Below are 23,331 nucleotides of genomic sequence, written 5' to 3'. Positions count from 1 at the left end.
TTGGATAAGGCGCGGCAGACGGCTGCCTTGTCAATGGTTTAAGCGGCGATGCGCTTGTAGAAAAGCGTGGTCGCGCAATAGCCGCCCTCCGGCCACATCGCATAATCCGGGATGACGCCGGCGCGCTCCCAGCCGAGCCGCGGATAGATCGCCTCCGCTTCGCTGCCGGTTGCCGTGTCGAGCACCAGCAGGCGCTTGCCATGTCTTGCGGCTTCGTATTCGATCGCCTCCATCAGCAGCCGTGCCAAGCCTTTGCCGCGTGCAGACCGATGCACGAGCAGCTTCTTCAAATCGCCACGGTGCGGCTGGTTCGGCATCGAGGCAAATCCGACCTGCACTGTTCCGACGATCTTTCCGTCGATCTCCGCCACGGCGAGCAAGTTGACGCCCGCCCCGACTGTTTCTGCGACGCTCCTCCAATAGGGCTCCGCGTCGGCCGCCGTGTAAGGCTGCATGAAACCGACCGAGGCGCCGCCCTTCACGCAGTCGGCAAGTATCTCGCAAAGTTCCGGAATGGCCGCGTTGGCCTGTTGTGAATCAAGAATACGAATAACGGTCACGATCTCTCTCCTGAAATCAAATCAGCGGGTGCCACGGTTGAGCACGACGCAATAGCGGGCGGGTCTGGTGGTGGGATTGCAGAAGACATGGCCCTCCCCGACCGGCATGAAGAGGCAATCGCCGGGCAGAAGGTGATGCACCGTTTCGCCGGTGGTCATCTCCATCTCGCCTTCGAACATCCAGACGTGCTGGGTCATGCCGTGGCTTGCCGTATGCGGCGGAAAGCTGACGCGGGCGCCGGCGGGAAACTCTACGTCGACGATATCGACCCCGGACGAGGTTGCGGGCGGCGAGACGGAGCGGCGCAGATAACCGGTTTCCGGATCGCGCCAGACCTGCTGCTCGTGACGCCTCGCAATTGGCGAGCCCTGCCCTTCATCGGCAAAGAAGGACGAAAGCGATAGCCCGAGCGCGGCACAGACCCTTGCAAGCAGCGAGGCCGTCGGGCTCGCCTCCGCCCGCTCGATGCGCGAAATCATCGCGCGGCTGACGCCGGAGGCATTGGCAAGGTCATCCAGCGTCAGCCCCTTTTCGATCCTGAGCTTGCGAATGCGAATGCCGATTGCCGTCTCGAGTTCCGTTTCCATCGTTCGATCCATAGATTCCAATATAATAGAAATACATGGTCATATAATAGAATCAAGTGGTTTTTGCCACCGCCCATGACATGCATTTTATCCTAAACGGAGTCCTTCTTTTCCGCTTTGCGGCGGGGGGCGGCACTGCTATATGGCGCGCATGAGCACCAATCCGACGACTCCGCTGTCCCACATCCGCAACTTCTCGATCGTGGCCCACATCGACCACGGCAAATCGACGCTTGCCGACCGCCTGATCCAGACGACCGGCGGCCTTGCCGAGCGCGAAATGTCCGAGCAGGTGCTGGACAACATGGACATCGAGCGCGAGCGCGGCATCACCATCAAAGCGCAGACCGTGCGTCTGCACTACAAGGCGCAGGACGGCGAAACCTACATCCTGAACCTGATCGACACCCCCGGGCACGTCGACTTCGCCTACGAAGTCTCGCGCTCGCTCTCGGCCTGCGAAGGGTCGCTGCTCGTCGTTGACGCGTCCCAGGGCGTGGAGGCGCAGACGCTTGCCAATGTCTACCAGGCGATCGACAACAACCACGAGCTCGTCACCGTCCTCAACAAGATCGACCTACCGGCGGCAGAACCTGAGCGCATCAAGGAGCAGATCGAGGAGGTGATCGGCATCGACGCTTCCGACGCGGTCCTGATTTCCGCCAAGACCGGTCTCGGCATTCCAGCCGTGCTGGAAGCCATCGTCCACAAGCTGCCGGCGCCGAAGAGCCCGGGCGGCGAAAAGGCGCCGCTCAAGGCCCTGCTCGTCGACAGCTGGTACGACGCCTATCTCGGCGTCATGGTTCTGGTGCGCGTCATCGATGGCGTACTGACCAAGGGTCAGACAATTCGCATGATGGGCACCGATGCCAAATATCAGGTGGAACGCGTCGGCGTGCTGACGCCGAAGATGGTCAATGTGGATTGCCTCGGTCCTGGCGAAATCGGTTTTATCACCGGCAGCATCAAGGAAGTGGCCGATACCCGCGTCGGCGATACGATCACCGAGGACAAGCGACCGACTGCCGAAGCGCTGCCTGGCTTCAAGCCGGCCCAGCCCGTCGTCTTCTGCGGTCTCTTCCCGGTCGATGCTGCCGATTTCGAAGATCTGCGCGCCGCGATGGGCAAGCTGCGCCTTAACGACGCCTCCTTCTCATTCGAGATGGAATCGTCCGCAGCACTCGGCTTCGGCTTCCGTTGCGGCTTCCTCGGCTTGCTTCATCTCGAAATCATCCAGGAACGCCTGGAACGCGAATTCGACCTGGACCTCATCGCAACCGCGCCTTCCGTCGTCTATAAGATGTACATGACCGACGGTACGGAGCGTGAGTTGCACAATCCCGCCGACATGCCGGATGTCGTGAAAATCTCAGAAATCCACGAACCCTGGATCCGAGCTACGATCCTGACGCCGGACGATTACCTCGGCGGCATCCTGAAGCTCTGCCAGGATCGTCGTGGCATCCAGATCGAACTAACCTATGTCGGCACGCGGGCAATGCTGACTTACGATCTGCCACTCAATGAAGTTGTGTTCGATTTCTACGACCGGCTGAAATCGATTTCGAAGGGGTACGCCTCCTTCGACTATGCGTTGACCGATCACCGCGAAGGCAACCTCGTCAAGATGTCGATTCTGGTCAACGGCGAACCGGTCGACGCGCTGTCGATGATGGTGCACCGGACAGCGGCTGAAAAGCGCGGCCGAGACATGTGCGAAAAGCTCAAGGAGCTGATCCCGAAGCACATGTTCAAGATCCCGATCCAGGCGGCGATCGGCGGAAATGTGATTGCCCGCGAAACCATCTCAGCGCTGCGCAAAGACGTGACCGCCAAGTGCTACGGCGGCGACGCCACCCGCAAGCGCAAGCTGCTCGACAAGCAGAAGGCCGGCAAGAAGCGCATGCGCCAGTTCGGCAAGGTGGAAATCCCGCAGGAGGCGTTCATCGCAGCGCTGAAGATGGGCGACGAGTAAATCCTTGTTTTCGACGTTATGCGCAGATTGTCTGCCCATAACCTGCGCCGGCGTTGCGAGCACTGTTGGCCGGCTTCTCTATGCAGGAGCCGCCCGGCATCATGATGCGGCTTGATCCGCTTGTCGTCTTCAACGCGACATGATGGCGACGGAGCGCATGGCAGAAGTGCTAAGCGGCGAAGCACCTGCCCCTGAAAAGCAAGTTACCGTCCCGCTCCGCCGTGGCCGCGGAAGATTGCGCCGGCTTGCAAGCCGCCGCCGTTCCTACAGTTTCCAGCAGCAGACGACGAATCGCCCTTGGCCGATCGGTACACCCATGCGATCGTCCTTGAAACATCTGCCGGAAGAACAGCAGCGCGAGCTTGCCCGCGTCGTTGTCTTGGTTGGCTGCTCGAGCGGACAGAAAACCTCCACCGTTCCGCCGAAGCGATCTGCAAGGAGCGCCTGGCGGAACTGGAGCGAGGACAGCGGTTATCAACTTAAGATCGGATCAGAGGACAACATTGCCTGCAAGGGCATCGTGGTCGAATCCTCAAATCAAGAGATCGTTGGCGTTGTTCAGCCGGACGAAACGGGGGATTGGTCGCAGACCTGACTTCGAAAGGCAACGAGATTTCTGCCGCCTGAATTTCTCTGATCCAAGGCTTCTAAGCCTCATCCCGCGCCATATACTCCTTCACCAGCCCCTCATAGGCATCCATTTCCGGCAGCGTCTCAAAGCTATAGACCGCGCCGGTTTCGGCAAATGACAGCTTCTCCCTCGTCCAAGTCTCGATGAAAGGTGCGAACCAGCTTGTATCATCCAGCATGGTTGCACGCAGATTGACGAACCAGTCCATGCCCTCGGGTCGCGTAAAAATCCAACTCATGCAATGTGGGCAGAAATAGTGTCTTGTTACGCCGTGCAGCCCGCCAATTACGGGTTCGCCCCGCGTTACCTCGAAGCCTTCCGCCGGTATCGCGGCGCTCAGAGAATAGGCGCTGGACGACATTTTCTGGCAGCCGGTGCAATGACATGCCATTGTGAGCAGCGGCTTTGCGCTGATCTTCAGCCTGACGCGGCCACAACGGCAGCCACCTTCCCATGGCAGGTTCTTCTTGGCCATCGCCTATCCTCCGTGTTCGCCGTTAATCTAGCGCCATCCGGCGTCAATCAAGGCCAATGTCGATATGGATAAGAAATCACATCTGTATCCGAGCCGGATTGCCGACGACCGTCGCACCGCTCGGCACATCTTTCGTCACAACCGCGCCTGCGCCGACGATTGCGCCATCCCCGATCGAGACGCCGCCCAGAATGGTTGCGCCGCCGCCGATCCAGACATCCTCCCCGATTGAAACCGGCCGTGCGATCTCGATCCCGGCTTTGCGAAGGGCCGCATCCTTGTGATGTTCCGCGCAATATATATGCACGCCCGGCCCCAGCATGGAACGCTCGCCGATTGATACCGTTGCCGAATCGAGAATGGTACAGCCGGCATTGAGATAGACGCGATTGCCGAGGGCTATGTTCACACCATAGGAGCAATGAAACGGCGCCTCGACGAATGCGTCGGCAGGCGCCTTGGCAAACAGCACCGCCAATGCCGGTGCCATATTGCCGCGTTCGTCCGGCGGCATCGTGTTGTGCTGATGAACCGCCTTGCGCGCTAGCCGGCGCAGCCCTTCGAGTTCGCCATCAAGACAACAATACCACTCGCCAGCCGCCATCTTCTCCCGCTCGTTCATCTGCCTCTCCCGCTGCTGTCCGCCTATCATGCGAACTTGCCCGCAAAGCACCACAGCTGATTTCGTGACATGAACATGCCATGGCCTTCCCGCGCAAGCCGGACGTTGCGAAGCGGCCACGAAGGCCCTAAATCGGAATATTGAAAGGAACCTGCCGATGACCGACAAAGCCCGCGTGACGATCCTCTACTGCACCCAATGCAACTGGCTGCTGCGCGCCGGCTGGATGGCACAGGAACTGCTGCACACCTTTGCGGACAGCCTCGCCGAAGTGGCGCTCGTTCCGGGTACGGGCGGCAATTTCGAAATCCGCGTCAACGGCGACCTCATCTGGGAGCGCAAGCGCGACGGCGGTTTCCCAGGGCCGAAGGAACTCAAGCAGCGGGTGCGGGACATCATCGAGCCCGGCCGCGATCTCGGTCACGCCGACCGCGTTTCGCTCGAGAGCTGATCCTCAGTCGAAGGGCGATTTGCAGGTCTTGTAGATGCCCTCGTAGGTCACGAAACGATCGGTCCTCGGATTGTAGGTCCGGTACTGATTTCGGCACCATTCCACATGCATATCCTTCGCTGGCGGACGTATCCGGCGGATTGGCGGCGGATCGTAGTAGAGCTGCCGCCTGGGCTGGGCGCGCGGCTGGTAATAGGTCGGCCCTCTCGCCTCCGGCGGACGATAATTCGGCTGGATATAAGCAGGACGGTGCCATTGTTGCGGTCCGAAGCCGAAGCACCCGCGATAGTCGCAGTAGGTCGACTGAACATTGATGATCGTCGGATTGCGCTGTTGCAGCGGCGCAAGCGGAGGCGCGGCACTGGCCGCAAGCGGCACGATGGCGATGACGGAGCCAAAGATGATCGTTCGAAGAGCAGACATCACTGATTCCTTTCTGCTACTGCAGATATAGAACACCCGCCGCCGCATGGCATCCACCACAAGATTGAAATCCGTTCAGTTCGGCGTGATCGTCCCGTATCGACTTCTTCGGGAGGCATATTCGCTCTTTTTTCCAGCCTGTCAGGAAAACTTCAAAAAGCCAGTTGACAGCAAAGAGCCACCCCCTTACATGCCTCTCCGTCGCCCAGATGGCGGAATTGGTAGACGCGCCAGCTTCAGGTGCTGGTACCCGAAAGGGTGTGGAGGTTCGAGTCCTCTTCTGGGCACCATTCCCACTTAACTTGTTGATTTGTTGATAACGGCTTCCCGGCCGCTCGCTGGGTCATTGGCGCGGGTCACAGGTGATAACTCGAATGCTGCGGAAACGTCCGGACCGTTCCCCAGCCTCGGGGACCCCGATCGGCGAAGTAGCTCAAGGTTCGGGCAGCCGCATAAGGAGAGAAGACGGGATCATGGTCATCGCGCCCGCTGTGGATGGCGAGAGCCTCAGTAGCGAGCGGATTGCGCCATCCATCAGGCAGTCATCGCTATTGGCCTCCTCATTCGTCAAAGGCGGGCCCCCTCTTTATCGTCGCTCATCCGCGAAGCTAGTGTCGGGTTCACTGACGCACGTCACGCGCTCCGCCATTACTTCAGGAGCCCTGACTATGCGTAAAATCGCATCGCTTAGGCGACACGCATCGCCATGCGGCCGATTCCGATGACGCGAGCGCCTCAATCCCCGGCAGCGTCCAAAGCCCAACATCGTCGGTGACTTCGAATTTCCGGAAGATCCTCCTGAATGCCGTGACGCTGCCTAAAATAGCGGGTCCTTCGCGCAATCGATAATTCCAAATGGCTAATATATAGAGCGGCTTCAACGTGATATTCAATTCATTCCAGTTGTGAGCTAAGCCACGGAGGGCAAGATGTTTCGGTTGAGCGCCCGGTTCGCATTCTTGGCCGCCTATGCAATGTGTCTGCAGCCTTCCATGGCAGCGGCTGCCGACGATACGAAGACTGCCAGGGGCGAATATCTCGTCAGGATCGGCGGCTGCAACGACTGCCACACACCAGGATATTTCTTCGGAAAACCGGATAGCTCGCGATTTCTGGGCGGCTCGGATGTCGGTTTTGAGATACCGGGGGAAGGGGTTTTCGTCGGCCGCAACATTACGCCTGACAAGGAGACCGGCATCGGCAGCTGGACCAGGGAGCAGATCGTGACTGCGATTCAGACCGGGCAGAGACCCGACGGTCGCACCCTGGCGCCAATTATGCCGTGGCATGTATTCGCGGAGCTCACTGAGGAAGACGTGACATCGATTGCAGCATTTCTTCAAGGCCTGAAACCGGTCAGCCATCAGATACCTGGTCCTTTCAAGCCGGGGGAGAAGGTTTCGACCTTTATGTTCCGGATCTTACCACCGGGTGAAACCGCAGCCGCTGCGCCAAACTAGGATACCGCGAGACGGTGACGGTGGAGTTATGGGCCTCAGCCGACACCCGAAGCAGCCGACGAACGCTGCATCGATCCCTCCTATCTCAGCACTTCCTCCAAGGTGGTGTCCTGTCTCGGCCAGAGCCGGTTTTGCCCTACGCCCTTGAAACCGAGCTTCGTTTCCCCGGTAAGGGCAGCTTGCGGCTCGAGGTGCACAGGGCCCCCTCCGCTTGCGCTTGTTCAGCGCCTTGATCTGCTCTGCCGTGTATCGGGCACCGTGGTAACAGCGGCGCGCGTTCTGTTGCTTACGCGAGATATTCCTTCTTCAGCTTGCAGTGATCGACGCGCGAAGATACGGGCGCCTGAGCAGGGACAGCCTACGTTTGTGGCGTCATCACTTTTGATTAGGGAATGTGGTTGTACCGCCGCTCGACTCACTTCAAGCCTGGGCGCAAAATTGCGCATCCAACCGGGCGGTGCGTAATGATCAAGGAACTCGTTACCTTCTTCTTGAAGATCTGGATCTTTCTCGGGACCCTCTATCTTGCGGTCGTAGTTTCCGACCGCTACAGCCTTGTGCCGCCGCCACCGGCGAAATGGACGGCGGAACTGCGCAACGCTCGCGAGCTCATAGACGAAGCAAACAAGCTCGCCGACAAAGCCCAACCGGTGGCGAAGGCCGTTTCCGACGTTTCCAACGCGGTCACGGCTCCTCTTCAGCTACTCACGCAGGTGTTAAAAGCCATTCCGTCAACATCGCCAGGTGCAGGCGGGATCCGACAAGCTCCAGAGCTGCCGATCACACCTCCTGGGCCAACCAGTCCCCCCGGCACCTCGGGCGGAGCAACAAACCCCCCGCCCAGTACCTTGCGGCCGCATATATTCGATCCGAGTCGGGGGGTCTTGCAGCCCCCCAAGTTTTGGTGATTGCCTGGTATTCTGAGCGCGATCCGACAACGTTCGTTGCCCTATTGCTTGGGCCGCCTGAACCAACTTGTTATTCAAATCGTTCCTACGGTCGGCATCGCAAACTTGGGAGGACGGAATGGCAGACAACAAGAAGGCCACAGGAAGGGATCGCACACGGGTTGCAACCAACCAGCCGTACGAGCTGTACTACTTCAAGCAAAAGCATGGCCTGACGGTAGAGCAAGCGAAGGACATCATAAAGAGGGCCGGCAATAGTCGCGACAAGGCAAACGAGTTGGCGAAAGCGCTGCAGAAATAACCGCTCAGGTTCAGGCGATGAGCACGAAACGTCGAAAACCACCGCGCCGCATGATGACGTTCGTCGCGATAATCTTTCTGATCGCTTGCGCCGTTGCGTTGATCTTCACCTGGACAACGCACCCAGGTGATCCGGAAGGGCAATCCCCTCCCCATGCGATCGATCAATCGCAATGAACACGAAGTCGGCAAGATAGAATACAAAGGGGCCGCCGAAACAGCCCCGTAATTGGCGAATTCGACAATCACTCGTGTCAGATGTTGCACGTTGCCGGGCAGAAACACTCAAATCCATGTTTCATAGTGAATTTGCCGCGCCCTGTGCATTCGGTGATAGCATTTTCGTCTGGTCGCCGCGGCCGATGTACTTTTGCGACCAGCTCGAACGGTAGCTCGAACGAAGCCACCAGATTAAACGCCACGTGCTGCAGCTGTTCACCCAGTGGATAGATTGCCGGCAACGAGGCGCGACCGGGCTCCGCCAGCTTTTCAACGTCTTCTTGTCAAGGACAGGATCCTCCAAGAAAGTATCGCAGGCTTCCAAAGCCGATGGCGAAGGCACGTCGCCTCGTAACCACCGTTCTCTTACCACTTCAGATATCGTGATCCGATCAGCGCGCCGATGGCTGTCACTGCCGCGATTGCCGTGGTGTACCAGACCGCGACAAATAGCGGGCTGTCGTCCGTGCAGTGCCAGGCATAAAGAGCTGCTGCTATCCCGCCGGCAGCAAGGCCGGCTGCGGCTCCGGCAAGGCCCGGGCTTTCCGCAGCACCACTTTTCAGCGCCCAGAGAAAACCCGCAAGCGGCGCGAGCGACAGGACCGGGATGAAGAACAGGCAGAAGCTCGCGTTGCGCCCGAGCATGGCGGTTTCCCATGCATCCTGCGGTGTGACCGACAGTTCGGCGGCGGCGCCTGTCACGAGCAGGATCAGCGGCACGAACAGCGCCAGGCTTGAAAGCCAAAGCGGAACGCCTGGACGGCCTATGCGAAAGACAAGCCCGCAAGCGGCGACGGCAAGCGTCAAGGTCACAACCACCTTGAACAGCACGCGTGCCGTTTCGATCGCGCTTGCCATGTCGGGGCGAATACCGACTGCCGACAGAAGCAACGCTGTCGAGACTGCGACGCCGATCAAAAGCGCTCCCACGAGCAAGGGCCCAAGCCGCATGCGGATGGGCGCGTCTTGGGCCAGCAGGCTGATCAGGTCATCGGTCTTCACTCGTCTCACTCCGGTATAAGGCCGCCAGCGACTTCAACGCCCGGTGCAGCGCCACGCGTACCGCACCTTCGCTCATCTTCAGCCTTTCGGCCGTTTCGCGAACACCTGCTCCCTCGATCGAAATCGAACGCACGATATCACGCTGCGGATCCTTCAGGCGATTCAACATATGTTCGGCGTCGAGCCTATCCAAGTTGCTCGCCTGTTCTTCCGCCTCGAGCGTTGTCATCACATCGTCGATCGGCACATCGATGTGACGGCCGCGGCGGCGCAGGCTGTCTATCAGCTTATTGCGCACGATCGTCGACAGCCAAGGTCCGATGGGCCGAGCCGGATCCCAGGTTCCGCGTTTCAGGTGAACAGCAAGCAGCACCTCCTGAACGACATCCTCGGCCTCGCCTGCCGGCGCGCCAAATTGCTCGCAGCGCCTGCGGGCCATGGCGCGCAGATGAGGCGTTACAGCTGAAAGAAAGCGATGATAGGCCTTAACATCGCCATCCATGGCGCTCCGCATCCAGCCTGCCCATTCCTCTTCCCGCGCTGAATATTTCACCCGACATAATCCTCTACGAGAGGGCACACATCTTTGTTACCGCTTGTTCGAAATTACTTCGCGGTAGCGGGCGAGCCTTTGTTCTCAGGCCTTTTCCCCTGCAATCGCGAAGTCGGCAAGCCGGGCCGGCAAAAAAATGCAATACGCGATGTAACATTCCATCGATCGCCTCCGTAGCCCGCAATGCAAGCCAATCACGGATTGCCATTCTCACGGAGATGAACAATGAAAAACAGCATCGTTACGCTGGCTCTCGCAGGCTCGCTCGCTTCGGCGCTTGCCACTGTTGCCGCTCCCGCCGCTTCGGCCGCGGACAACAAGGAAAAGTGCTACGGCGTTGCCATGAAGGGCCAGAACGACTGCGCGGCCGGACCGGGGACCACTTGCGCCGGAACGTCGAAGGTCGACTATCAGCAAAACGCCTGGAAGCTCGTTCCGGCCGGTACCTGCGAGGCGATGAAGACGCCGAATGGTCACGGCTCTCTGAAGCAAGGCCCGGCCCCGGCCTGACATCCAAACATATGCGAAAAGATCGGCGGCGCCCGACTATCAGCACCGCCGTCCCACTTCCAGGAGAGATGACATGAAAGCGTCAGGACTTCCCCGTCGCGCCGGCGTCGGCTTCAAGCCGCAGCATTTCACCGACATTTATGCAAAGCCACAGCCGATCGGCTTCTTCGAAGTGCATGCCGAAAATTACATGGGTGCGGGCGGGCCGCCGCATGCCCAGCTTGGAAAGTTGCGAGAAGATTACGCGCTGTCGATCCATGGCGTCGGCCTTTCCATCGGCTCGATGCAGCCACTCGACAAGGTGCATCTTGCCCGCCTGAAATCCCTTTGCGACCGCTACGAACCGGAGAGCTTTTCCGAACATCTCGCCTGGTCGACGCACGCTGCAGTCTTCCTCAGTGACCTCCTGCCGCTGCCTTATACCGAGGCGACGCTTGCGCAGGTCGCCGAACATGTCGATGAGGTGCAAAACACGCTGAAGCGGCAGATGTTGCTCGAAAATCCGGCCACCTATCTGCTCTTCGAGGAAAGCACGATCGAAGAGACCGATTTTCTCGCCGAAGTCGTCAGGCGAACCGGCTGCGGCCTGCTCCTCGATGTCAACAACGTCTTCGTCGCCTCCACCAACCATCATATGGACCCGCGCGATTATCTCGCCCGCTTTCCAGTTCAGTTTGTCGGCGAAATCCACCTGAGCGGTCATTCGGAAACGATGGACGATTTGGGCGCGCGGCTTTTGATCGATTCGCATGACACGCCCGTAAAGGATCCCGTCTGGGCGCTCTACGAGGAACTGATCAACCGAACCGGGCCAATCGCAAGCCTGGTGGAATGGGACAACGACGTGCCGGAATGGCCGGTATTGCGCGCCGAAGCAGAGGCCGCTGATGCGATCCTCAAGAGCTCCGCACGTCGGGCCGCATGAGGTTCTCTGTGCCAACCACGACGCAAGACGACTTCGCAGCAGCACTGACCGACATCTCCCTGCCGGTTCCCGAAGGCTTGACCGCCTGGAATGGGCCGCGGCCGAAGCGCCGTTTTGGCGTCTATCGCAACAACGTGGCGATCGGACTGACGGGGGCGCTCGCCTCTCGGTTTCCCGTGGCCGAAAAGATCGTCGGCAAAGAGTTCTTTGCCGCGATGTCGCATGAATTCATTCGGCTCTGTCCGCCGCGCTCGCCGCTGCTTCTTGCATACGGCGACGACCTTGCGGATTTCGTCGAACGCTTCGAGCCCGCCAGGGACGTCGCCTATCTTGCGGATGTGATCCGTCTGGAAGCGGCGCGCGGGCGAGCCTACCACGCGGCAGACGCGGCTCCGCTGCAGGCCGAGCGGCTGGCCGCAATCGATCCGGATCGCCTCGCCGAGTTGACATTCCTCGCCCACCCCTCCCTGTCGGTCCTCACATCCCCTCATCCGATTGTGACCATCTGGGCAATGAATGCCGGCGAGATGGAGCTTCGGCCGATTGAAGACTGGAGCGGCGAGGACGTGTTGGTCGTGAGGCCAGGTACGATTGTCGAAGTGCATCGTCTGCCGGCAGGCGGAGCGACCTTCCTATCGGAACTTGCAAAGGGTGCCGCACTCGTTGCCGCCTTGGAGCACGCCACGGAAGCGGCGCCGGATTTCGATCTTTCATCCAACCTCGCCGGCGCGCTGCAGGCCGGCGCCTTCATCGACGTGCGCTGGAACGGCGCGGGAGACAATCATGAATGAAGAGAGCACCATGACAAGGATAGAAGCTCGCGGCCTTCCGCAGAAACTCAGCGGTGTGCTTCGTCTCCTCGGTCATATCCCGCACGACCTGATCGCCCTGATTTCACGCATCTCGATCGGCGCGGTATTCTGGCAATCCGGGCAAACCAAGCTCGACGGCTGGCGCGTTTCCGATAATGCCGTCTATCTGTTCCAGACGGAATACCGGCTGCCGTTTATCGATCCCTGGCTCGCCGCGCATCTTGCAGCCTTCGCCGAGCACCTGTTCCCGGCTCTTCTCATCATGGGATTTGCAAGCCGGCTCTCGGCACTGGCTCTTCTCGGAATGACGCTGGTGATCGAAATCTTCGTCTATCCCGATGCATGGCCGACACACGGCACCTGGGCCGTCTGCTTTCTGGTTATCATCGCAGGCGGACCGGGACGCATTTCAATCGACCACTTCATCGCACGACATTTTGCCCGCACGGCATGAAGCCTCAGCGCACCGGCTGATAATGGCCTCTTGCAGGCACTCTCGTCCCTTGGGTCACATAGCCGTCGCGATCGCAAACATAGACGGTGGTTGGCATGCCGCCGGAGCGGAAGATCCAGTCCCCATTGCGACGGATGCCGCGTGTTTCGGTGCGGCAGGCATATTGTTCCTCATCCCTCTTGTCAGGCTGAGACTTGACACCGGGGAGATCGGGATAGGGATAAAGGGGCTGAATGTCTGCTTTGCCCGCCCGGCTCCAATCCGCTGCAAAAGCCGGCCCGGCGATCACGCCGCTGACAACAGAAAGGGCAGCGAGCAACATCGGCAGGGATCGCATATCGGTGACCTTTCATCGCAGGAGGGGCTCCAGCGTCCTCAAATCTAGGAAGCAGCAAAGCAGGCATCAAGCCGTCGAGCAGGCACGGGCACGACAAATTGATTTCGAAGCCCTCTACCGCTGGGCGTGCCGGCGGAAATAGCTCCGAATGACCGGATGGGCAAAGAGGCTTGCCAGGATCGCAAATGCCGCGCCGGCGGCAAAGCCGGTGAACAGCCCGCCGATGACGCCGGCGACCAACAGGGTCTTCTTGCCGGGGCCGTCCGCTTTCGTTGGGGGTTCGGCTTCTGAAATGACGCGGATATTGCTCTGCGGAAGGTTCTGCTCCTCGGTCGTCTGGCTGGAGCGCTTCAGGACGCTCTCGTAGATTTCCCGGGCGGCCGTCGCCTTGCGCTGCAGTTCGTTGAGTTCCACTTGCTTGTCGGACGTGGTCGCCTGCAGTGCCTTTTGAATGTTAAGTTCCTTGGCAATCGCCTCCTCGGCCTTTGTCGCCTGCTCGTAATCGGCGCGCGCCGAAGCCACCATGCGCTGCAATTCCCCCTTTATTTCGCCCGAAATGCTCTGCAGTGACGAGCGGGCGGCCTGCAGGCGCGGATGGCGCGCACCCATCTGGCTTTCGAGGCTGCCGACGGCTGCGGCCTGCGCGGAATATTGCTGTCGAAGGCTCGCGAGCGACGAGTTCACAGAACCGCCCTCGGTTCGACTATTGGCGACGACATCCTCGAAGCTCATATTGGCGGCCGCATCCGCGCGGGCCTTGGCCTGAATCGTCTTTTCCTGCGCAGTCAGCAGCAGCGTATTCAACGAGGCAAGGCGCTGGTCGGAAATCAGATTGCCCTCCGTTGCCGCCATGTCGTTGTCGGCGCGGAAGGTCTCGACGGCCTGCTCGGCCTCCTGCACTTTCTGGCGCAGATCGGTCAATCGAACATCGAGCGTCGCCGCGGTATTCTTATACAGACCTGTCGAGGCACTGCTTTCCTCCTGCATGAAGGAAGTCACGACCTGGTTTGCAAGCTTGGCGGATTTCTCCGGGTTGTTCGTCACGGCCGTCAGCGATACGACATAGGTGCTGCTCTGGCGGGTGATCGTGAGCGCCTTCTCAAGGGCGCCGACCACAGCTGCGTCGTCGCTCCGGCCGCCGTTGAATTCCGGATCCTCTGCAAGCTTCATCGTATCGGCAACCCGGCGCAGCACATTTCCGGACATCAAAATCTGCACCTGGCTGTCGATCATCGACGAAATCATCTCGGGCGAAATCGTCGTTGATTGTGTCTGCGGATCAGCAAGTCCGATCTGGCGCGGGTCGAAGTAAAGGCTGGTGCTTGCGGTGAATTTTTGCGGCAGCAACGGCAGCAGGGCGCCGCCCGCCAAAGCGCCGAGCGCGGTCAGGGCGAGGACAATCAGCCTTCTGTTCCAGATCGCAAAGATGACCGAGCGCGTATCGACAAGCGGCGCGTCAGGATCGACTGAAACCGGCACTGCGCGGACAATGGCAGGCTGCGGCTTCAATGGCACAGGCTGTGTCCGGCGCAAGTCCTTTTCTGGCGGTGCGGGCGACGGCTGCGCCTCCGGCTCGGGATTGGATTTTGCGAAATCACCAGGCCTGAGGACAGGCGCGCGCGCGGGAGAGCTTTCCGGCGCGGTTGGCGCAGGCTCGTAGCTTCGCCAGCTAGGCAGCCGACTAACCCTGTTCCTGTCGAATTGGCTCATGAACACACTCGTGACCTGCCGACACAGATCTTTGGCGGAGGTAGACCGACTTTAGAAATCCTTAGCTAACGGAGCGTTAAGATACCCTACCCGATATTGCCGGAACATGGCAGAACTCCTGAAAGCGAGATCGATGAAGGCCGCGTTTTCCCCAAGGCGCCACATGCTGACGATTGCCGCGGCAGCAATGCTGCCGTGGAACGCGGGCCCTGCCGACGCCGCGGGCCCCTGCTTTCGCGGCATCAACCTTTCCGGTGGAGAATTCGGCAATCCGGAGGGAGAGGTTTTCAAGGACTATGCCTACCCCTCCGAAGTGACGATCGGCTACTTCAAGCAGAAGGGGATGAATATCGTCCGCTTGCCTTTCTTGTGGGAGCGGCTGCAGCCCGAACTCGGGCAGGCATTGGACGACGCCGAACTCCAGCGCATCAAGGACACGGTGGCGCTTTTTCGAAAACATAAGATGAGCGTCATTCTCGATCCGCACAATTATGCCCAGTACAAGAAAACCCAAGTCGGGACACCGCCGGCGACGACGCTGGCATTTGCAGATTTCTGGACAAGACTCGCATCCGAATTTGCCAACCAGGACGACGTGATTTTCGGGCTCATGAACGAGCCACACGACATTGCCAGCGACAAATGGCTGAACGCAGCCAACGCGGCGTTCCGCGGCATCCGGGCAGTCGGCGCCAACAATCTGATCCTCGTGCCGGGCACGAAATGGACAGGCGCCCATTCCTGGCAGTCCGATGGCCCGGGCGGGCCAAACGACACCGTGATGCTCGGCGTCAAGGACCCGCGCAAGAACTATGCCTTCGAGGTTCACCAATATTTCGACAGCGACTTTTCCGGCACGCATGACGAATGCTCCGGCAGTGAGAATGCCAGGAATGCCATCATCGGCATGTCCGATTGGGCTCGCAAGAACGGCACCAAGGTCCTGCTGGGCGAATTCGGCGTTTCGCAGGCACCGGAATGCATCGCCGGCTTGAAGTCGGTTCTGGATGCGATCCACGACAATTCCGACGTCTGGCTTGGCTGGACCTATTGGGTGGCCGGCGACTGGTGGCCAGAAAGCGAGCCCTTGAACGTGCAGCCCCACGAGGGCCATGAGCGAAAGCAGATCGCGGTGCTGGAAGCCGCCGCCAAGGCGCCTTCTCCTGCCGAGGACGCGTGCCGGACGATGGGCAGGTAGCGGAGATGGAGCAGCGAGATGCAACAACGAAGGAACCGATCGACTACGGCATCCTGGCAGTCGGCGTGCTGGCGGTCACTTATAATTGCATTCTCGCCTTCATCAATCACAACATCACGCCCCTTGCGTCGTCACATGTCGCCCTCAGCGAAATCCTGCTGCTGATCTATTCATTTGGCTTCCTTTTGAAGAGGGGCCTTTATGAAGAAGACCTCGCTCCGCTTGGCTATTTGCTGGCGACAATCCTCCTCACCATCTATGTGATCGCGGTCAATCGCTCAGGCTATATCGACCACCTGCGCAACGTGCTCATCATCTTCGCTTTCGTCATCATGGGCCGATGGACGAACGAACGAACGCTGAAGCTGATATTCAAGTTATGCTGCGTTGTCGTGCTGGCGGTGCTGATCTGCGAGATTGTCTCTGTGCAAGCCTATGTGGCGCTCTTCCATCCGGCTGAATATTTCGAAAACACCCGCGGCGTGCCGCGCGCCACCTATAGCGACATCGGGCTGTTTCGCGGCGCGCTCGGCTTCCCGTCCCGCTTTTCCTTCGGAATTATCGATCACCGGTCCTCATCGATCTTCCTGGAGCAGGTGTCCCTTGCCAATTTCTGTGGCGTGCTGGTCATCTATCTCGTCAGTTTTTCCAATCGCCTGAGATCGTTCGACCGGCTGCTCTTCGTGTTCGCCGTCATGCTGATCCTCGTGACCAACGACACGCGTACGATGCTGATATTCAGCCTGGCCTGCCTCGGCGGCTACTTTATCTTTCCGTGGATTCCGAAGATTTGCGATTTCTTGATGATGCCGACGATTATCGTCATGGGCTTCGTCATCCATGCATTCCGTCCCGATGCCCATGACGACGATTTCGTCGGCCGCATCAGCGGTACAATCCGGAACATCCTCGCGATGGATATCCCGGCTGCACTTGGCCTTGAACTCGAGAAAGCCACGACCTTTGTCGACAGCGGCTACGTCTACATAACCTATGGCGCCACGATCTTCGGCCTCATCCTCTTCTGGCTGTTCGTCTCCTTTTTCCCGGCAAGCGAGACGCCGAACCAGAAGCGTCTTGCCCATTCGCTGTCGCTTTTCATGTTCCTGAACCTGATGATCGGCTCCACGGCGATATTCTCCATGAAGACGGCCGGCCTCGTCTGGCTGCTCGTCGGCTTCCTGAGGGTCAACGAGGGCGTGCGCGGGAAACGCGCTGCCGGTAAAGTGGGCATGCCGGTTTCTGCCTGAGCGGTTGCGCGGCGGGGATACGCGACGGCGCAGGCGGAACAAAGCCTCGCCATGATTTGCGTAAGTTGGAGCGTAACGAGCGGATGCAGGAGCCTGCAAGTCCTTGACAGCTTCTCTTGCAAACGTTGCACGAACGAAAGAGCTTCGCCTATGCGGCGTAGCTGCTTTGATCTAAGCAGACCTGTCGGCTAATGCCGCGAAAGAGAAGAAAGCCATGACGCATTATGTACTGACTGTATCGTGCCAATCGACGCGCGGCATCGTGGCGGCGATTTCGAATTATCTCGCCGAGCAGGGTTGCAACATCGTCGATAGCTCGCAGTTCGACGACCTCGACACCGGCAAATTCTTCACCCGCGTCAGCTTCATTTCCGAGGAAGGCGTTGCACTGCCGGCGCTGAAGGAAGGCTTCAAGCCGATTGCCGAGAAATTCGCGATGGAGGCTGAAATCCACGACGGGGACAGCCGCATGAAGGTGCTCTTGATGGTCTCCCGCTTCGGCCACTGCTTGAACGACCTGCTCTACCGCTGGAAAATCGGCGCACTGCCGATCGACATCGTCGGCGTCGTGTCCAATCACTTCGACTATCAAAAGGTCGTGGTCAACCACGACATTCCCTTCCATCACATCAAGGTCACCAAGGAGAACAAGCCGCAGGCCGAAGCCCAGCTGCTTGAGCTCGTCGACCAGACCGGCACGGAACTGATCGTGCTCGCCCGCTATATGCAAGTGCTTTCCGATGCGATGTGCCGCAAGATGTCAGGCCGGATCATCAATATCCACCATTCCTTCCTGCCGTCCTTCAAGGGCGCCAACCCGTACAAGCAGGCCCACGAGCGCGGCGTAAAGCTGATCGGCGCCACGGCGCACTACGTCACCGCCGACCTCGACGAGGGTCCAATCATCGAGCAGGACACGGCGCGCATCACGCATGCCCAGAGTGCCGAGGACTATGTCTCGATCGGCCGCGACGTCGAAAGCCAGGTGCTGGCACGCGCCATTCATGCCCATATTCATCGCCGCGTCTTCTTGAACGGCAACCGCACCGTCGTCTTCCCGGCAAGCCCGGGAAGCTACGCCTCCGAACGTATGGGTTGAAACCGCACCCGAAAGGGTAGTAGTGAGCGCTTGCCTATGCCATGCATTCGATTATCTGCTTAATGTGGAAAATCGAATCATGCTGGGGGATGCCATGACCGATGATGCGCGTGCCGATCGTATGGAATTGCCGCGCCCGGACGTAACGCCGGCCGAAGCAGAAACGATCCTGCAATCCCGCTACGGGCTCCACGGCACGATCACGGAACTCGGCAGCCAGCAGGACCGCAACTACCGGATCAATACTGGTGATGGCAGCTATGTGCTGAAGATCTGCCACATGGCCTACGATACGCTGGAACTGGAGGCGCAGAATGCTGCAATCCGGTATCTGACCAGCAAGGACGGTACGCCCCGTGTCCCGAGAGTCATGAGCTCGACGGACGGCCAGGACATCATCGCCGTCACGGTCCGCGAACAGACCTTCAAGGTGCGCCTGCTCGAATATCTCGAAGGCGAAGGGCTGACGCATCGCAAATACCTGCCCAAGGTTTCGGTCGCAGCCCTCGGCGCGCTCTGCGCCCGGTTGGCACAGGCGCTCGCCGACTTCAACCATTCCGGCCTCGACCGCAGCCTGCAATGGGACCTGCGCCGGGCAGGGCCTGTTGCCGTCCAGCTGCTTTCGGCCATCACCGACAGCGCGGCGCGCGACCGCATCGCCAAGAGCATGGTGCTTGCCGTCCGCCGCATCCAGCCGCTTGCGCCATCGCTTCGCGTCCAGGCCGTGCACCATGATGTAACAGGCGACAACGTCGTCTGCAGGATTGATGAGCAAGGGCGGCCGATGCCTGATGGCGTCATCGATTTCGGCGATATCATTCGAGGCTGGCTCGTCGGCGACCTTGCCGTTACCTGCGCCTCGCTGCTGCATCAGGCTGATGGCGATCCGTTCTACATCCTGCCCGCGGTCAAGGCCTATCACGAGATCTATCCGCTGACAGACGAGGAACTGAAGGCGCTCTGGCCGCTGATTGTGGCGCGCGCCGTCATTCTCGTCGCAAGTAGCGAACAGCAAATTTCGATCGACCCGGAAAACGATTACGTCCGCGCCAATCTGAAGCTTGAACGGCAGATCTTCGACACGGCCATGTCCGTTTCCTTCGAATTGATGGAGGCGGCAATCCTCGACGCCGTGGGCGCCGACATGGCGACGGTCGACATGTCCGGCTGGCACGCGCTTCTGCCGGAGATCGACCTTGCAAACATCGCCTATCTCGACCTCGGCGTTCAAAGCCCGCATTTTGCGGCCGGAAACTGGCTGAATGCGGAAATGGACTGGCGGCTCTTGGCGCGCGCAGCGAATGAGGCGGGAATCGCCGCGACCCGCTACGGCGAATACCGGCTTTCGCGCGCCGTTCTTCGAAGCGCCAGGCAGCCATCGACCTACGCGCTGCATACCGACATCTGCCTCCCCGGTGGCAACCGCGTTGCTGCACCTTTTGCAGGACGCATTGATTGCAAGAACCACCATCTCGTCCTGATCGGCGACGGTATCAATCTGCATCTCGATGGCCTCGAACTCTCTGTCGAGGATGGCGCCGGGGTGGAACAGGGGCAGATCATCGGGACCGTCTCGGGCGACGCCTCTTCGCTCGGCGGCTTGCGTGTCCAGCTTTGCACGGTTCCCTCGTTCGAACCGCCGCTCTTTGCCTCGCCGCAGGAGGCCGCCGCCTGGTCGGTCCTTTGCCCCTCGCCTGCAGGCCTGCTTGGGCCTGGCGCCCGTGCGCCCGAGCCGGAGGCGGAAGGACTGCTCTCGAGGCGAAAGGCACATCTCGCAAAACCGCAGAAGAATTACTACGAGGTGCCGCCGCAGATCGAGCGCGGCTGGAAGGAACACATGTTCGATGTCGAGGGGCGCGCCTATCTCGACATGGTCAACAATGTCACGATTCTCGGCCACGGGCATCCGCGCATGGCAGAAGCGATCGGCGAACAATGGCTGAAGCTCAACACCAATTCGCGCTTCCACTATGCAGCGATCGGCGAGTTCTGCGAGCGACTGGCAGCTCTGGCGCCCGACGGACTGGACCGTATCTTCCTCGTCAACAGCGGATCGGAGGCAAATGACCTGGCGATCCGGCTCGCCTGGGCGCATACGGGAGCGCGCAACATGCTTTGCCTGCTGGAAGCCTACCATGGCTGGTCGGTCGCAAGCGAGGCTGTCTCAACCTCGATTGCCGACAATCCTCAGGCCCTGGCGACCCGGCCGAATTGGGTGCATGCGGTCGCTTCACCCAACACCTATCGCGGCGAATTTCGTGGGCCCGATTCGGCCGGAGACTATCTCACCGCGATGGCGCCTGATTTGCAGTCGATCGATGCCGAAGGGCAGGGGCTTGCGGGCTTCATTGCCGAATCCGTCTATGGCAACGCCGGCGGCATTTCTCTGCCGGACGGATATTTATCGCAAGTCTATGCTCAGGTTCGCGCCCGCGGAGGAGTCTGCATCGCCGACGAGGTGCAGGTCGGCTATGGCAGGCTTGGACATCACTTCTGGGGCTTCGAACAGCAGGGCGTCGTGCCCGATATCATCACCATCGCCAAGGGTATGGGCAACGGCCACCCGCTCGGCGCGGTGATTACGACGCAGGAAATCGCCGGATCGCTGGAAAAGGAAGGCTATTTCTTTTCCTCCTCCGGCGGCAGCCCCGTCAGTTGCGTTGCCGGCATGACGGTGCTCGACGTCATGGTGGACGAAAAACTCCAGGACAACGCACGCGATGTCGGGGACCATCTTAAAAGCCGGCTCGCAGCTCTGATCGACAAGCACCCGATTGCGGGCGCCGTCCACGGCATGGGGCTCTATCTCGGTCTTGAATTCGTGCGCGACAGAACGACGCTGGAGCCAGCCACGCAAGAGACGGCGGCCATCTGCAACCGTCTTCTCGAGCTCGGCGTGATCATGCAGCCAACCGGCGACCACCTGAACGTGTTGAAGATCAAGCCGCCGCTTTGCCTGACCATCGAGAGCGCCGACTTCTTCGCCGACATGCTGGAAAAGGTGCTGTCCGAGGGCTGGTGATCCTCCTGCACCATTAAACAATGCGGTCATTTCGAGGCTTTCGGTTTTTTAATCAAAAGCCCCATTGCCGGAATCAAAGCGACTTCCTATGTCTTTCCCGGTGATCGAAACGAGGCTTCCGGCCGTCACGCAATTTGCACAAAGATCTGATAGGGTTCTTTCAGCAAGTATGACTGTGGTGGAATTATTTTTTTCGAAACGTCGATATTTTGACACGTTTCGGAATATGTTTCTGACAGGCTGTACTCTATTCTCTACAAATAAAGTAGATTAAGAGATAGTCGTCGCTGGGTCCCGAGCCTTTCGAGACCTCAAGAGTGCAACGCCAACACAAGGAACGAGACATGATTGATATCGGTATTCTCGCCACCCTCCTTGGGCGAATTGTGCTCGGTAATGACCGTCCGGGCGCCCTCTCCCGCCCGAACTGTCGAATGTGACCTTCGTCCCCTTTCAACGGTATCAGACAAGTCAATTCGTCATCGCCTCGCAGTCCGCGCGGCAGGAGTTCTACGCATGAAAAAGCAAGTTATCGAATATGCAGGCGTTCCCGTGGGGATCGTCATCCCAGATGAAGACCGGCTGAAATTCATCGCCGTGAAGTTTCACGTGCACGACCTTGACGAGCAGCGTTTCAGTTCGCCGGACGAGGTGAAGCTCGCGATCCACGATCTGATGACCCGGCGCCATCCAAAGCCAATCCATGCCTGAAAACAGGCTTTGGTTGCCGCACTTCATCGCGTTTAAAGGTTCATGACCGGTCCCAAAACGGGGCCGGTCTTGTTTTTTCGTGCTGGTTGCGATCCTATCCTACGTCAACAAGGACGGCACACTTGCTCAATCTCATTACCGACATCGAAGGCGTTTCGGTCGGCCAGGCAACGGACCTGAAGCTCGGTTCCGGCGTCACCGCGATCATCTTCGACGAACCGGCGACGGCTTCGGCCACCGTTCTCGGCGGCGCGCCCGGGGGCCGGGACACCGCCTTGCTCGATCCGTCGATGACCGTCGAGAAGGTTGATGCCTTCGTTCTTTCCGGCGGCTCGGCCTTCGGGCTGGATGCGGCAGGCGGCGTCCAGGCCGGCCTGAGGCAATCAGGCCGCGGATTTCAGGTGGGTACGGTGCGCGTGCCAATCGTACCAGAGGCGATCCTCTTCGATCTGCTGAACGGCGGTGACAAGGATTGGGGCCTGCATTCACCTTACCAGGAGATGGGCTATGCGGCCTTCCAGGCAGCGGCGAAGGGCGAATTTCCGCTCGGAACGGTGGGGGCTGGAACGGGTGCGACGACAGCGACATTCAAGGGCGGGCTCGGCTCGGCAAGCGCGGTCAGCAGCGCCGGGCATCGGGTGGCGGCAATCGTCGCAGTCAATGCGCTCGGTTCGGCAACGATCGGCGACGGGCCGCATTTCTGGGCCGCACCCTTTGAACAAGACAGTGAATTCGGCGGGCTCGGAATGCCGGAGGTGGCAGATCATCGCTTGCGGCTGAAGGGCCTGACGGTGCCCGCAACAACGATCGGTGCTGTCGTGACCGATGCGGCGCTGACGAAGACCGAGGCTCACCGCCTTTCGCTAGGCGCACAAGACGGGCTCGCAAGGGCACTGCTTCCGGCGCATCTGCCGCTCGACGGCGATACGGTCTTTGCCGCCTCGACCGGTGCACGAGCGATGGCCGACAGGGGCGAACTGATGGAGCTTTGCCATCTTGCGGGGATGGTCATGGCCCGGGCCATCGCGCGCGGTGTTTACGAAGCGACAGCGCTGCCTTACGAAGGTGCGCAGCGAGCCTGGCGCCAGCTTTACCCGGACGGGCGCTGATTGCCTGGACGAAGTAAAGAAGGCCCA

General features: G+C 59.8%; 25 protein-coding genes and 1 tRNA gene. 17 read left to right on the top strand and 9 right to left on the bottom strand.

All coding sequences use genetic code 11. The annotated features are described in order from the left end of the window. Positions 1–38: 38 nt before the first annotated feature. Both AM571_RS01385 and AM571_RS01380 read right to left on the bottom strand, forming a co-directional pair. Positions 39–560 carry a GNAT family N-acetyltransferase gene (locus AM571_RS01385; RefSeq protein ID WP_074059857.1) on the bottom strand — a complete coding sequence of 174 codons (522 nt, stop codon included), beginning with the start codon at positions 558–560 and terminating at the stop codon, positions 39–41. A gap of 21 nt (positions 561–581) precedes the next feature. Further along, complete coding sequence (locus AM571_RS01380) at positions 582–1,148, bottom strand: helix-turn-helix domain-containing protein (protein WP_074063009.1); 567 nt, start codon at positions 1,146–1,148, stop codon at positions 582–584. A 142-nt stretch (positions 1,149–1,290) separates the two neighbouring features. On the opposite strand from AM571_RS01380, the gene lepA reads away from it, so the two are divergent. Together lepA and AM571_RS36835 are read left to right on the top strand one after the other, a co-directional pair. Next, positions 1,291–3,123, top strand: a complete 1,833-nt coding sequence (gene lepA / locus AM571_RS01375) for a translation elongation factor 4 (RefSeq protein ID WP_074059856.1) — start codon at positions 1,291–1,293, stop codon at positions 3,121–3,123. A gap of 157 nt (positions 3,124–3,280) precedes the next feature. Beyond that, complete coding sequence (locus AM571_RS36835) at positions 3,281–3,718, top strand: hypothetical protein (RefSeq protein WP_196776300.1); 438 nt, start codon at positions 3,281–3,283, stop codon at positions 3,716–3,718. Between the two features lie 52 nt (positions 3,719–3,770). Here the strand turns inward: AM571_RS36835 and AM571_RS01365 are convergent, their stop codons facing one another. After that, positions 3,771–4,229: a GFA family protein gene (locus AM571_RS01365; protein WP_074059854.1), complete on the bottom strand. Its 459-nt coding sequence runs from the start codon at positions 4,227–4,229 to the stop codon at positions 3,771–3,773. Positions 4,230–4,305: 76 nt separating this feature from the next. Next, entirely contained in the window at positions 4,306–4,851 is a 546-nt protein-coding gene (locus tag AM571_RS01360; protein WP_074059853.1) for a sugar O-acetyltransferase, read from the bottom strand. A gap of 157 nt (positions 4,852–5,008) precedes the next feature. Here AM571_RS01360 and AM571_RS01355 point away from each other — a divergent pair, with 157 nt between their 5' ends. Continuing rightward, the gene (locus tag AM571_RS01355) at positions 5,009–5,302 is read left to right on the top strand and encodes a SelT/SelW/SelH family protein (RefSeq protein ID WP_074059852.1); all 294 of its coding nucleotides are present in this window, start codon (positions 5,009–5,011) and stop codon (positions 5,300–5,302) included. 3 nt (positions 5,303–5,305) lie between these two features. Here the strand turns inward: AM571_RS01355 and AM571_RS01350 are convergent, their stop codons facing one another. Beyond that, the gene (locus AM571_RS01350) at positions 5,306–5,725 is read right to left on the bottom strand and encodes a BA14K family protein (RefSeq protein WP_074059851.1); all 420 of its coding nucleotides are present in this window, start codon (positions 5,723–5,725) and stop codon (positions 5,306–5,308) included. A 203-nt stretch (positions 5,726–5,928) separates the two neighbouring features. Here AM571_RS01350 and AM571_RS01345 point away from each other — a divergent pair. The 4 genes from AM571_RS01345 to AM571_RS01330 all read left to right on the top strand — a co-directional run bounded on the left by AM571_RS01345 (position 5,929) and on the right by AM571_RS01330 (position 8,394). Further along, positions 5,929–6,015, top strand: a tRNA-Leu gene (locus AM571_RS01345). Between the two features lie 639 nt (positions 6,016–6,654). Further along, complete coding sequence (locus AM571_RS01340; protein WP_074059850.1) at positions 6,655–7,185, top strand: c-type cytochrome; 531 nt, start codon at positions 6,655–6,657, stop codon at positions 7,183–7,185. 464 nt (positions 7,186–7,649) lie between these two features. Beyond that, positions 7,650–8,093, top strand: a complete 444-nt coding sequence (locus AM571_RS01335; protein ID WP_074059849.1) for a hypothetical protein — start codon at positions 7,650–7,652, stop codon at positions 8,091–8,093. A 118-nt stretch (positions 8,094–8,211) separates the two neighbouring features. Beyond that, on the top strand, positions 8,212–8,394 hold the full coding sequence (locus AM571_RS01330; protein WP_074059848.1) for a DUF3606 domain-containing protein: 183 nt from the start codon (positions 8,212–8,214) through the stop codon (positions 8,392–8,394). 584 nt (positions 8,395–8,978) lie between these two features. On the opposite strand, the gene AM571_RS01325 is transcribed toward AM571_RS01330, so the two are convergent. Together AM571_RS01325 and AM571_RS01320 are read right to left on the bottom strand one after the other, a co-directional pair. After that, positions 8,979–9,614, bottom strand: a complete 636-nt coding sequence (locus tag AM571_RS01325; protein ID WP_074059847.1) for an NrsF family protein — start codon at positions 9,612–9,614, stop codon at positions 8,979–8,981. After that, positions 9,601–10,167, bottom strand: a complete 567-nt coding sequence (locus tag AM571_RS01320) for a sigma-70 family RNA polymerase sigma factor (protein ID WP_074059846.1) — start codon at positions 10,165–10,167, stop codon at positions 9,601–9,603. The genes AM571_RS01325 and AM571_RS01320 overlap by 14 nt, the downstream gene beginning before the upstream one ends. 225 nt (positions 10,168–10,392) lie before the next feature. Here AM571_RS01320 and AM571_RS01315 point away from each other — a divergent pair, with 225 nt between their 5' ends. The 4 genes from AM571_RS01315 (at position 10,393) to AM571_RS01300 (ending at position 12,868) form a co-directional block, all read left to right on the top strand. Then, entirely contained in the window at positions 10,393–10,677 is a 285-nt protein-coding gene (locus AM571_RS01315; RefSeq protein ID WP_074059845.1) for a DUF2282 domain-containing protein, read from the top strand. A gap of 73 nt (positions 10,678–10,750) precedes the next feature. Next, the gene (locus AM571_RS01310) at positions 10,751–11,602 is read left to right on the top strand and encodes a DUF692 domain-containing protein (protein WP_074059844.1); all 852 of its coding nucleotides are present in this window, start codon (positions 10,751–10,753) and stop codon (positions 11,600–11,602) included. 8 nt (positions 11,603–11,610) lie between these two features. Next, positions 11,611–12,393 (top strand): DNA-binding domain-containing protein, encoded by a 783-nt coding sequence (locus AM571_RS01305; protein ID WP_155774399.1) that lies wholly within the window; start codon positions 11,611–11,613, stop codon positions 12,391–12,393. Positions 12,394–12,403: 10 nt separating this feature from the next. After that, positions 12,404–12,868 carry a DoxX family protein gene (locus AM571_RS01300; RefSeq protein WP_237358520.1) on the top strand — a complete coding sequence of 155 codons (465 nt, stop codon included), beginning with the start codon at positions 12,404–12,406 and terminating at the stop codon, positions 12,866–12,868. Positions 12,869–12,872: 4 nt separating this feature from the next. On the opposite strand, the gene AM571_RS01295 is transcribed toward AM571_RS01300, so the two are convergent. Both AM571_RS01295 and AM571_RS01290 read right to left on the bottom strand, forming a co-directional pair. Next, a complete protein-coding gene (locus AM571_RS01295; RefSeq protein WP_074059841.1) occupies positions 12,873–13,205 on the bottom strand; it encodes a hypothetical protein in 333 nt (110 codons plus the stop codon). Between the two features lie 114 nt (positions 13,206–13,319). Further along, positions 13,320–14,915, bottom strand: a complete 1,596-nt coding sequence (locus AM571_RS01290) for a GumC family protein (protein WP_074059840.1) — start codon at positions 14,913–14,915, stop codon at positions 13,320–13,322. Between the two features lie 133 nt (positions 14,916–15,048). Here AM571_RS01290 and AM571_RS01285 point away from each other — a divergent pair, with 133 nt between their 5' ends. The 6 genes from AM571_RS01285 to AM571_RS01260 all read left to right on the top strand — a co-directional run bounded on the left by AM571_RS01285 (position 15,049) and on the right by AM571_RS01260 (position 23,304). Beyond that, positions 15,049–16,113, top strand: a complete 1,065-nt coding sequence (locus AM571_RS01285; RefSeq protein ID WP_074059839.1) for a glycoside hydrolase family 5 protein — start codon at positions 15,049–15,051, stop codon at positions 16,111–16,113. 5 nt (positions 16,114–16,118) lie between these two features. Beyond that, a complete protein-coding gene (locus AM571_RS01280) occupies positions 16,119–17,363 on the top strand; it encodes a hypothetical protein (protein WP_074059838.1) in 1,245 nt (414 codons plus the stop codon). A gap of 214 nt (positions 17,364–17,577) precedes the next feature. Continuing rightward, positions 17,578–18,462 (top strand): formyltetrahydrofolate deformylase, encoded by an 885-nt coding sequence (gene purU, locus AM571_RS01275; protein ID WP_074059837.1) that lies wholly within the window; start codon positions 17,578–17,580, stop codon positions 18,460–18,462. Positions 18,463–18,556: 94 nt separating this feature from the next. After that, the gene (locus AM571_RS01270) at positions 18,557–21,484 is read left to right on the top strand and encodes an aminotransferase (protein WP_074063008.1); all 2,928 of its coding nucleotides are present in this window, start codon (positions 18,557–18,559) and stop codon (positions 21,482–21,484) included. A 516-nt stretch (positions 21,485–22,000) separates the two neighbouring features. Beyond that, complete coding sequence (locus tag AM571_RS01265) at positions 22,001–22,195, top strand: hypothetical protein (RefSeq protein WP_027510551.1); 195 nt, start codon at positions 22,001–22,003, stop codon at positions 22,193–22,195. Between the two features lie 122 nt (positions 22,196–22,317). Continuing rightward, positions 22,318–23,304: a P1 family peptidase gene (locus tag AM571_RS01260; protein ID WP_074059836.1), complete on the top strand. Its 987-nt coding sequence runs from the start codon at positions 22,318–22,320 to the stop codon at positions 23,302–23,304. The last annotated feature ends 27 nt before the right edge of the window (positions 23,305–23,331 follow it).

The organism is Rhizobium etli 8C-3 (assembly GCF_001908375.1).
GTDB lineage: Bacteria > Pseudomonadota > Alphaproteobacteria > Rhizobiales > Rhizobiaceae > Rhizobium > Rhizobium etli_B.
This window is presented reverse-complemented; position numbering and strand designations above follow the sequence as displayed.

Excerpts from the sequence above, each read along its gene's own strand:
- AM571_RS01270 (WP_074063008.1), top strand. The coding sequence starts at position 18,557 with ATGACCGATGATGCGCGTGCCGATCGTATGGAATTGCCGCGCCCGGAC.
- AM571_RS01355 (WP_074059852.1), top strand. The coding sequence starts at position 5,009 with ATGACCGACAAAGCCCGCGTGACGATCCTCTACTGCACCCAATGCAAC.
- AM571_RS01290 (WP_074059840.1), bottom strand. The coding sequence starts at position 14,915 with ATGAGCCAATTCGACAGGAACAGGGTTAGTCGGCTGCCTAGCTGGCGA.
- AM571_RS01265 (WP_027510551.1), top strand. The coding sequence starts at position 22,001 with ATGAAAAAGCAAGTTATCGAATATGCAGGCGTTCCCGTGGGGATCGTC.
- AM571_RS01380 (WP_074063009.1), bottom strand. The coding sequence starts at position 1,148 with ATGGAAACGGAACTCGAGACGGCAATCGGCATTCGCATTCGCAAGCTC.
- AM571_RS01310 (WP_074059844.1), top strand. The coding sequence starts at position 10,751 with ATGAAAGCGTCAGGACTTCCCCGTCGCGCCGGCGTCGGCTTCAAGCCG.
- purU (WP_074059837.1), top strand. The coding sequence starts at position 17,578 with ATGACGCATTATGTACTGACTGTATCGTGCCAATCGACGCGCGGCATC.
- AM571_RS01315 (WP_074059845.1), top strand. The coding sequence starts at position 10,393 with ATGAAAAACAGCATCGTTACGCTGGCTCTCGCAGGCTCGCTCGCTTCG.
- AM571_RS01330 (WP_074059848.1), top strand. The coding sequence starts at position 8,212 with ATGGCAGACAACAAGAAGGCCACAGGAAGGGATCGCACACGGGTTGCA.
- AM571_RS01300 (WP_237358520.1), top strand. The coding sequence starts at position 12,404 with ATGACAAGGATAGAAGCTCGCGGCCTTCCGCAGAAACTCAGCGGTGTG.
- AM571_RS01295 (WP_074059841.1), bottom strand. The coding sequence starts at position 13,205 with ATGCGATCCCTGCCGATGTTGCTCGCTGCCCTTTCTGTTGTCAGCGGC.
- AM571_RS01285 (WP_074059839.1), top strand. The coding sequence starts at position 15,049 with ATGAAGGCCGCGTTTTCCCCAAGGCGCCACATGCTGACGATTGCCGCG.
- lepA (WP_074059856.1), top strand. The coding sequence starts at position 1,291 with ATGGCGCGCATGAGCACCAATCCGACGACTCCGCTGTCCCACATCCGC.
- AM571_RS01280 (WP_074059838.1), top strand. The coding sequence starts at position 16,119 with ATGGAGCAGCGAGATGCAACAACGAAGGAACCGATCGACTACGGCATC.
- AM571_RS01340 (WP_074059850.1), top strand. The coding sequence starts at position 6,655 with ATGTTTCGGTTGAGCGCCCGGTTCGCATTCTTGGCCGCCTATGCAATG.
- AM571_RS36835 (WP_196776300.1), top strand. The coding sequence starts at position 3,281 with ATGGCAGAAGTGCTAAGCGGCGAAGCACCTGCCCCTGAAAAGCAAGTT.
- AM571_RS01365 (WP_074059854.1), bottom strand. The coding sequence starts at position 4,229 with ATGGCCAAGAAGAACCTGCCATGGGAAGGTGGCTGCCGTTGTGGCCGC.
- AM571_RS01360 (WP_074059853.1), bottom strand. The coding sequence starts at position 4,851 with ATGAACGAGCGGGAGAAGATGGCGGCTGGCGAGTGGTATTGTTGTCTT.
- AM571_RS01350 (WP_074059851.1), bottom strand. The coding sequence starts at position 5,725 with ATGTCTGCTCTTCGAACGATCATCTTTGGCTCCGTCATCGCCATCGTG.
- AM571_RS01335 (WP_074059849.1), top strand. The coding sequence starts at position 7,650 with ATGATCAAGGAACTCGTTACCTTCTTCTTGAAGATCTGGATCTTTCTC.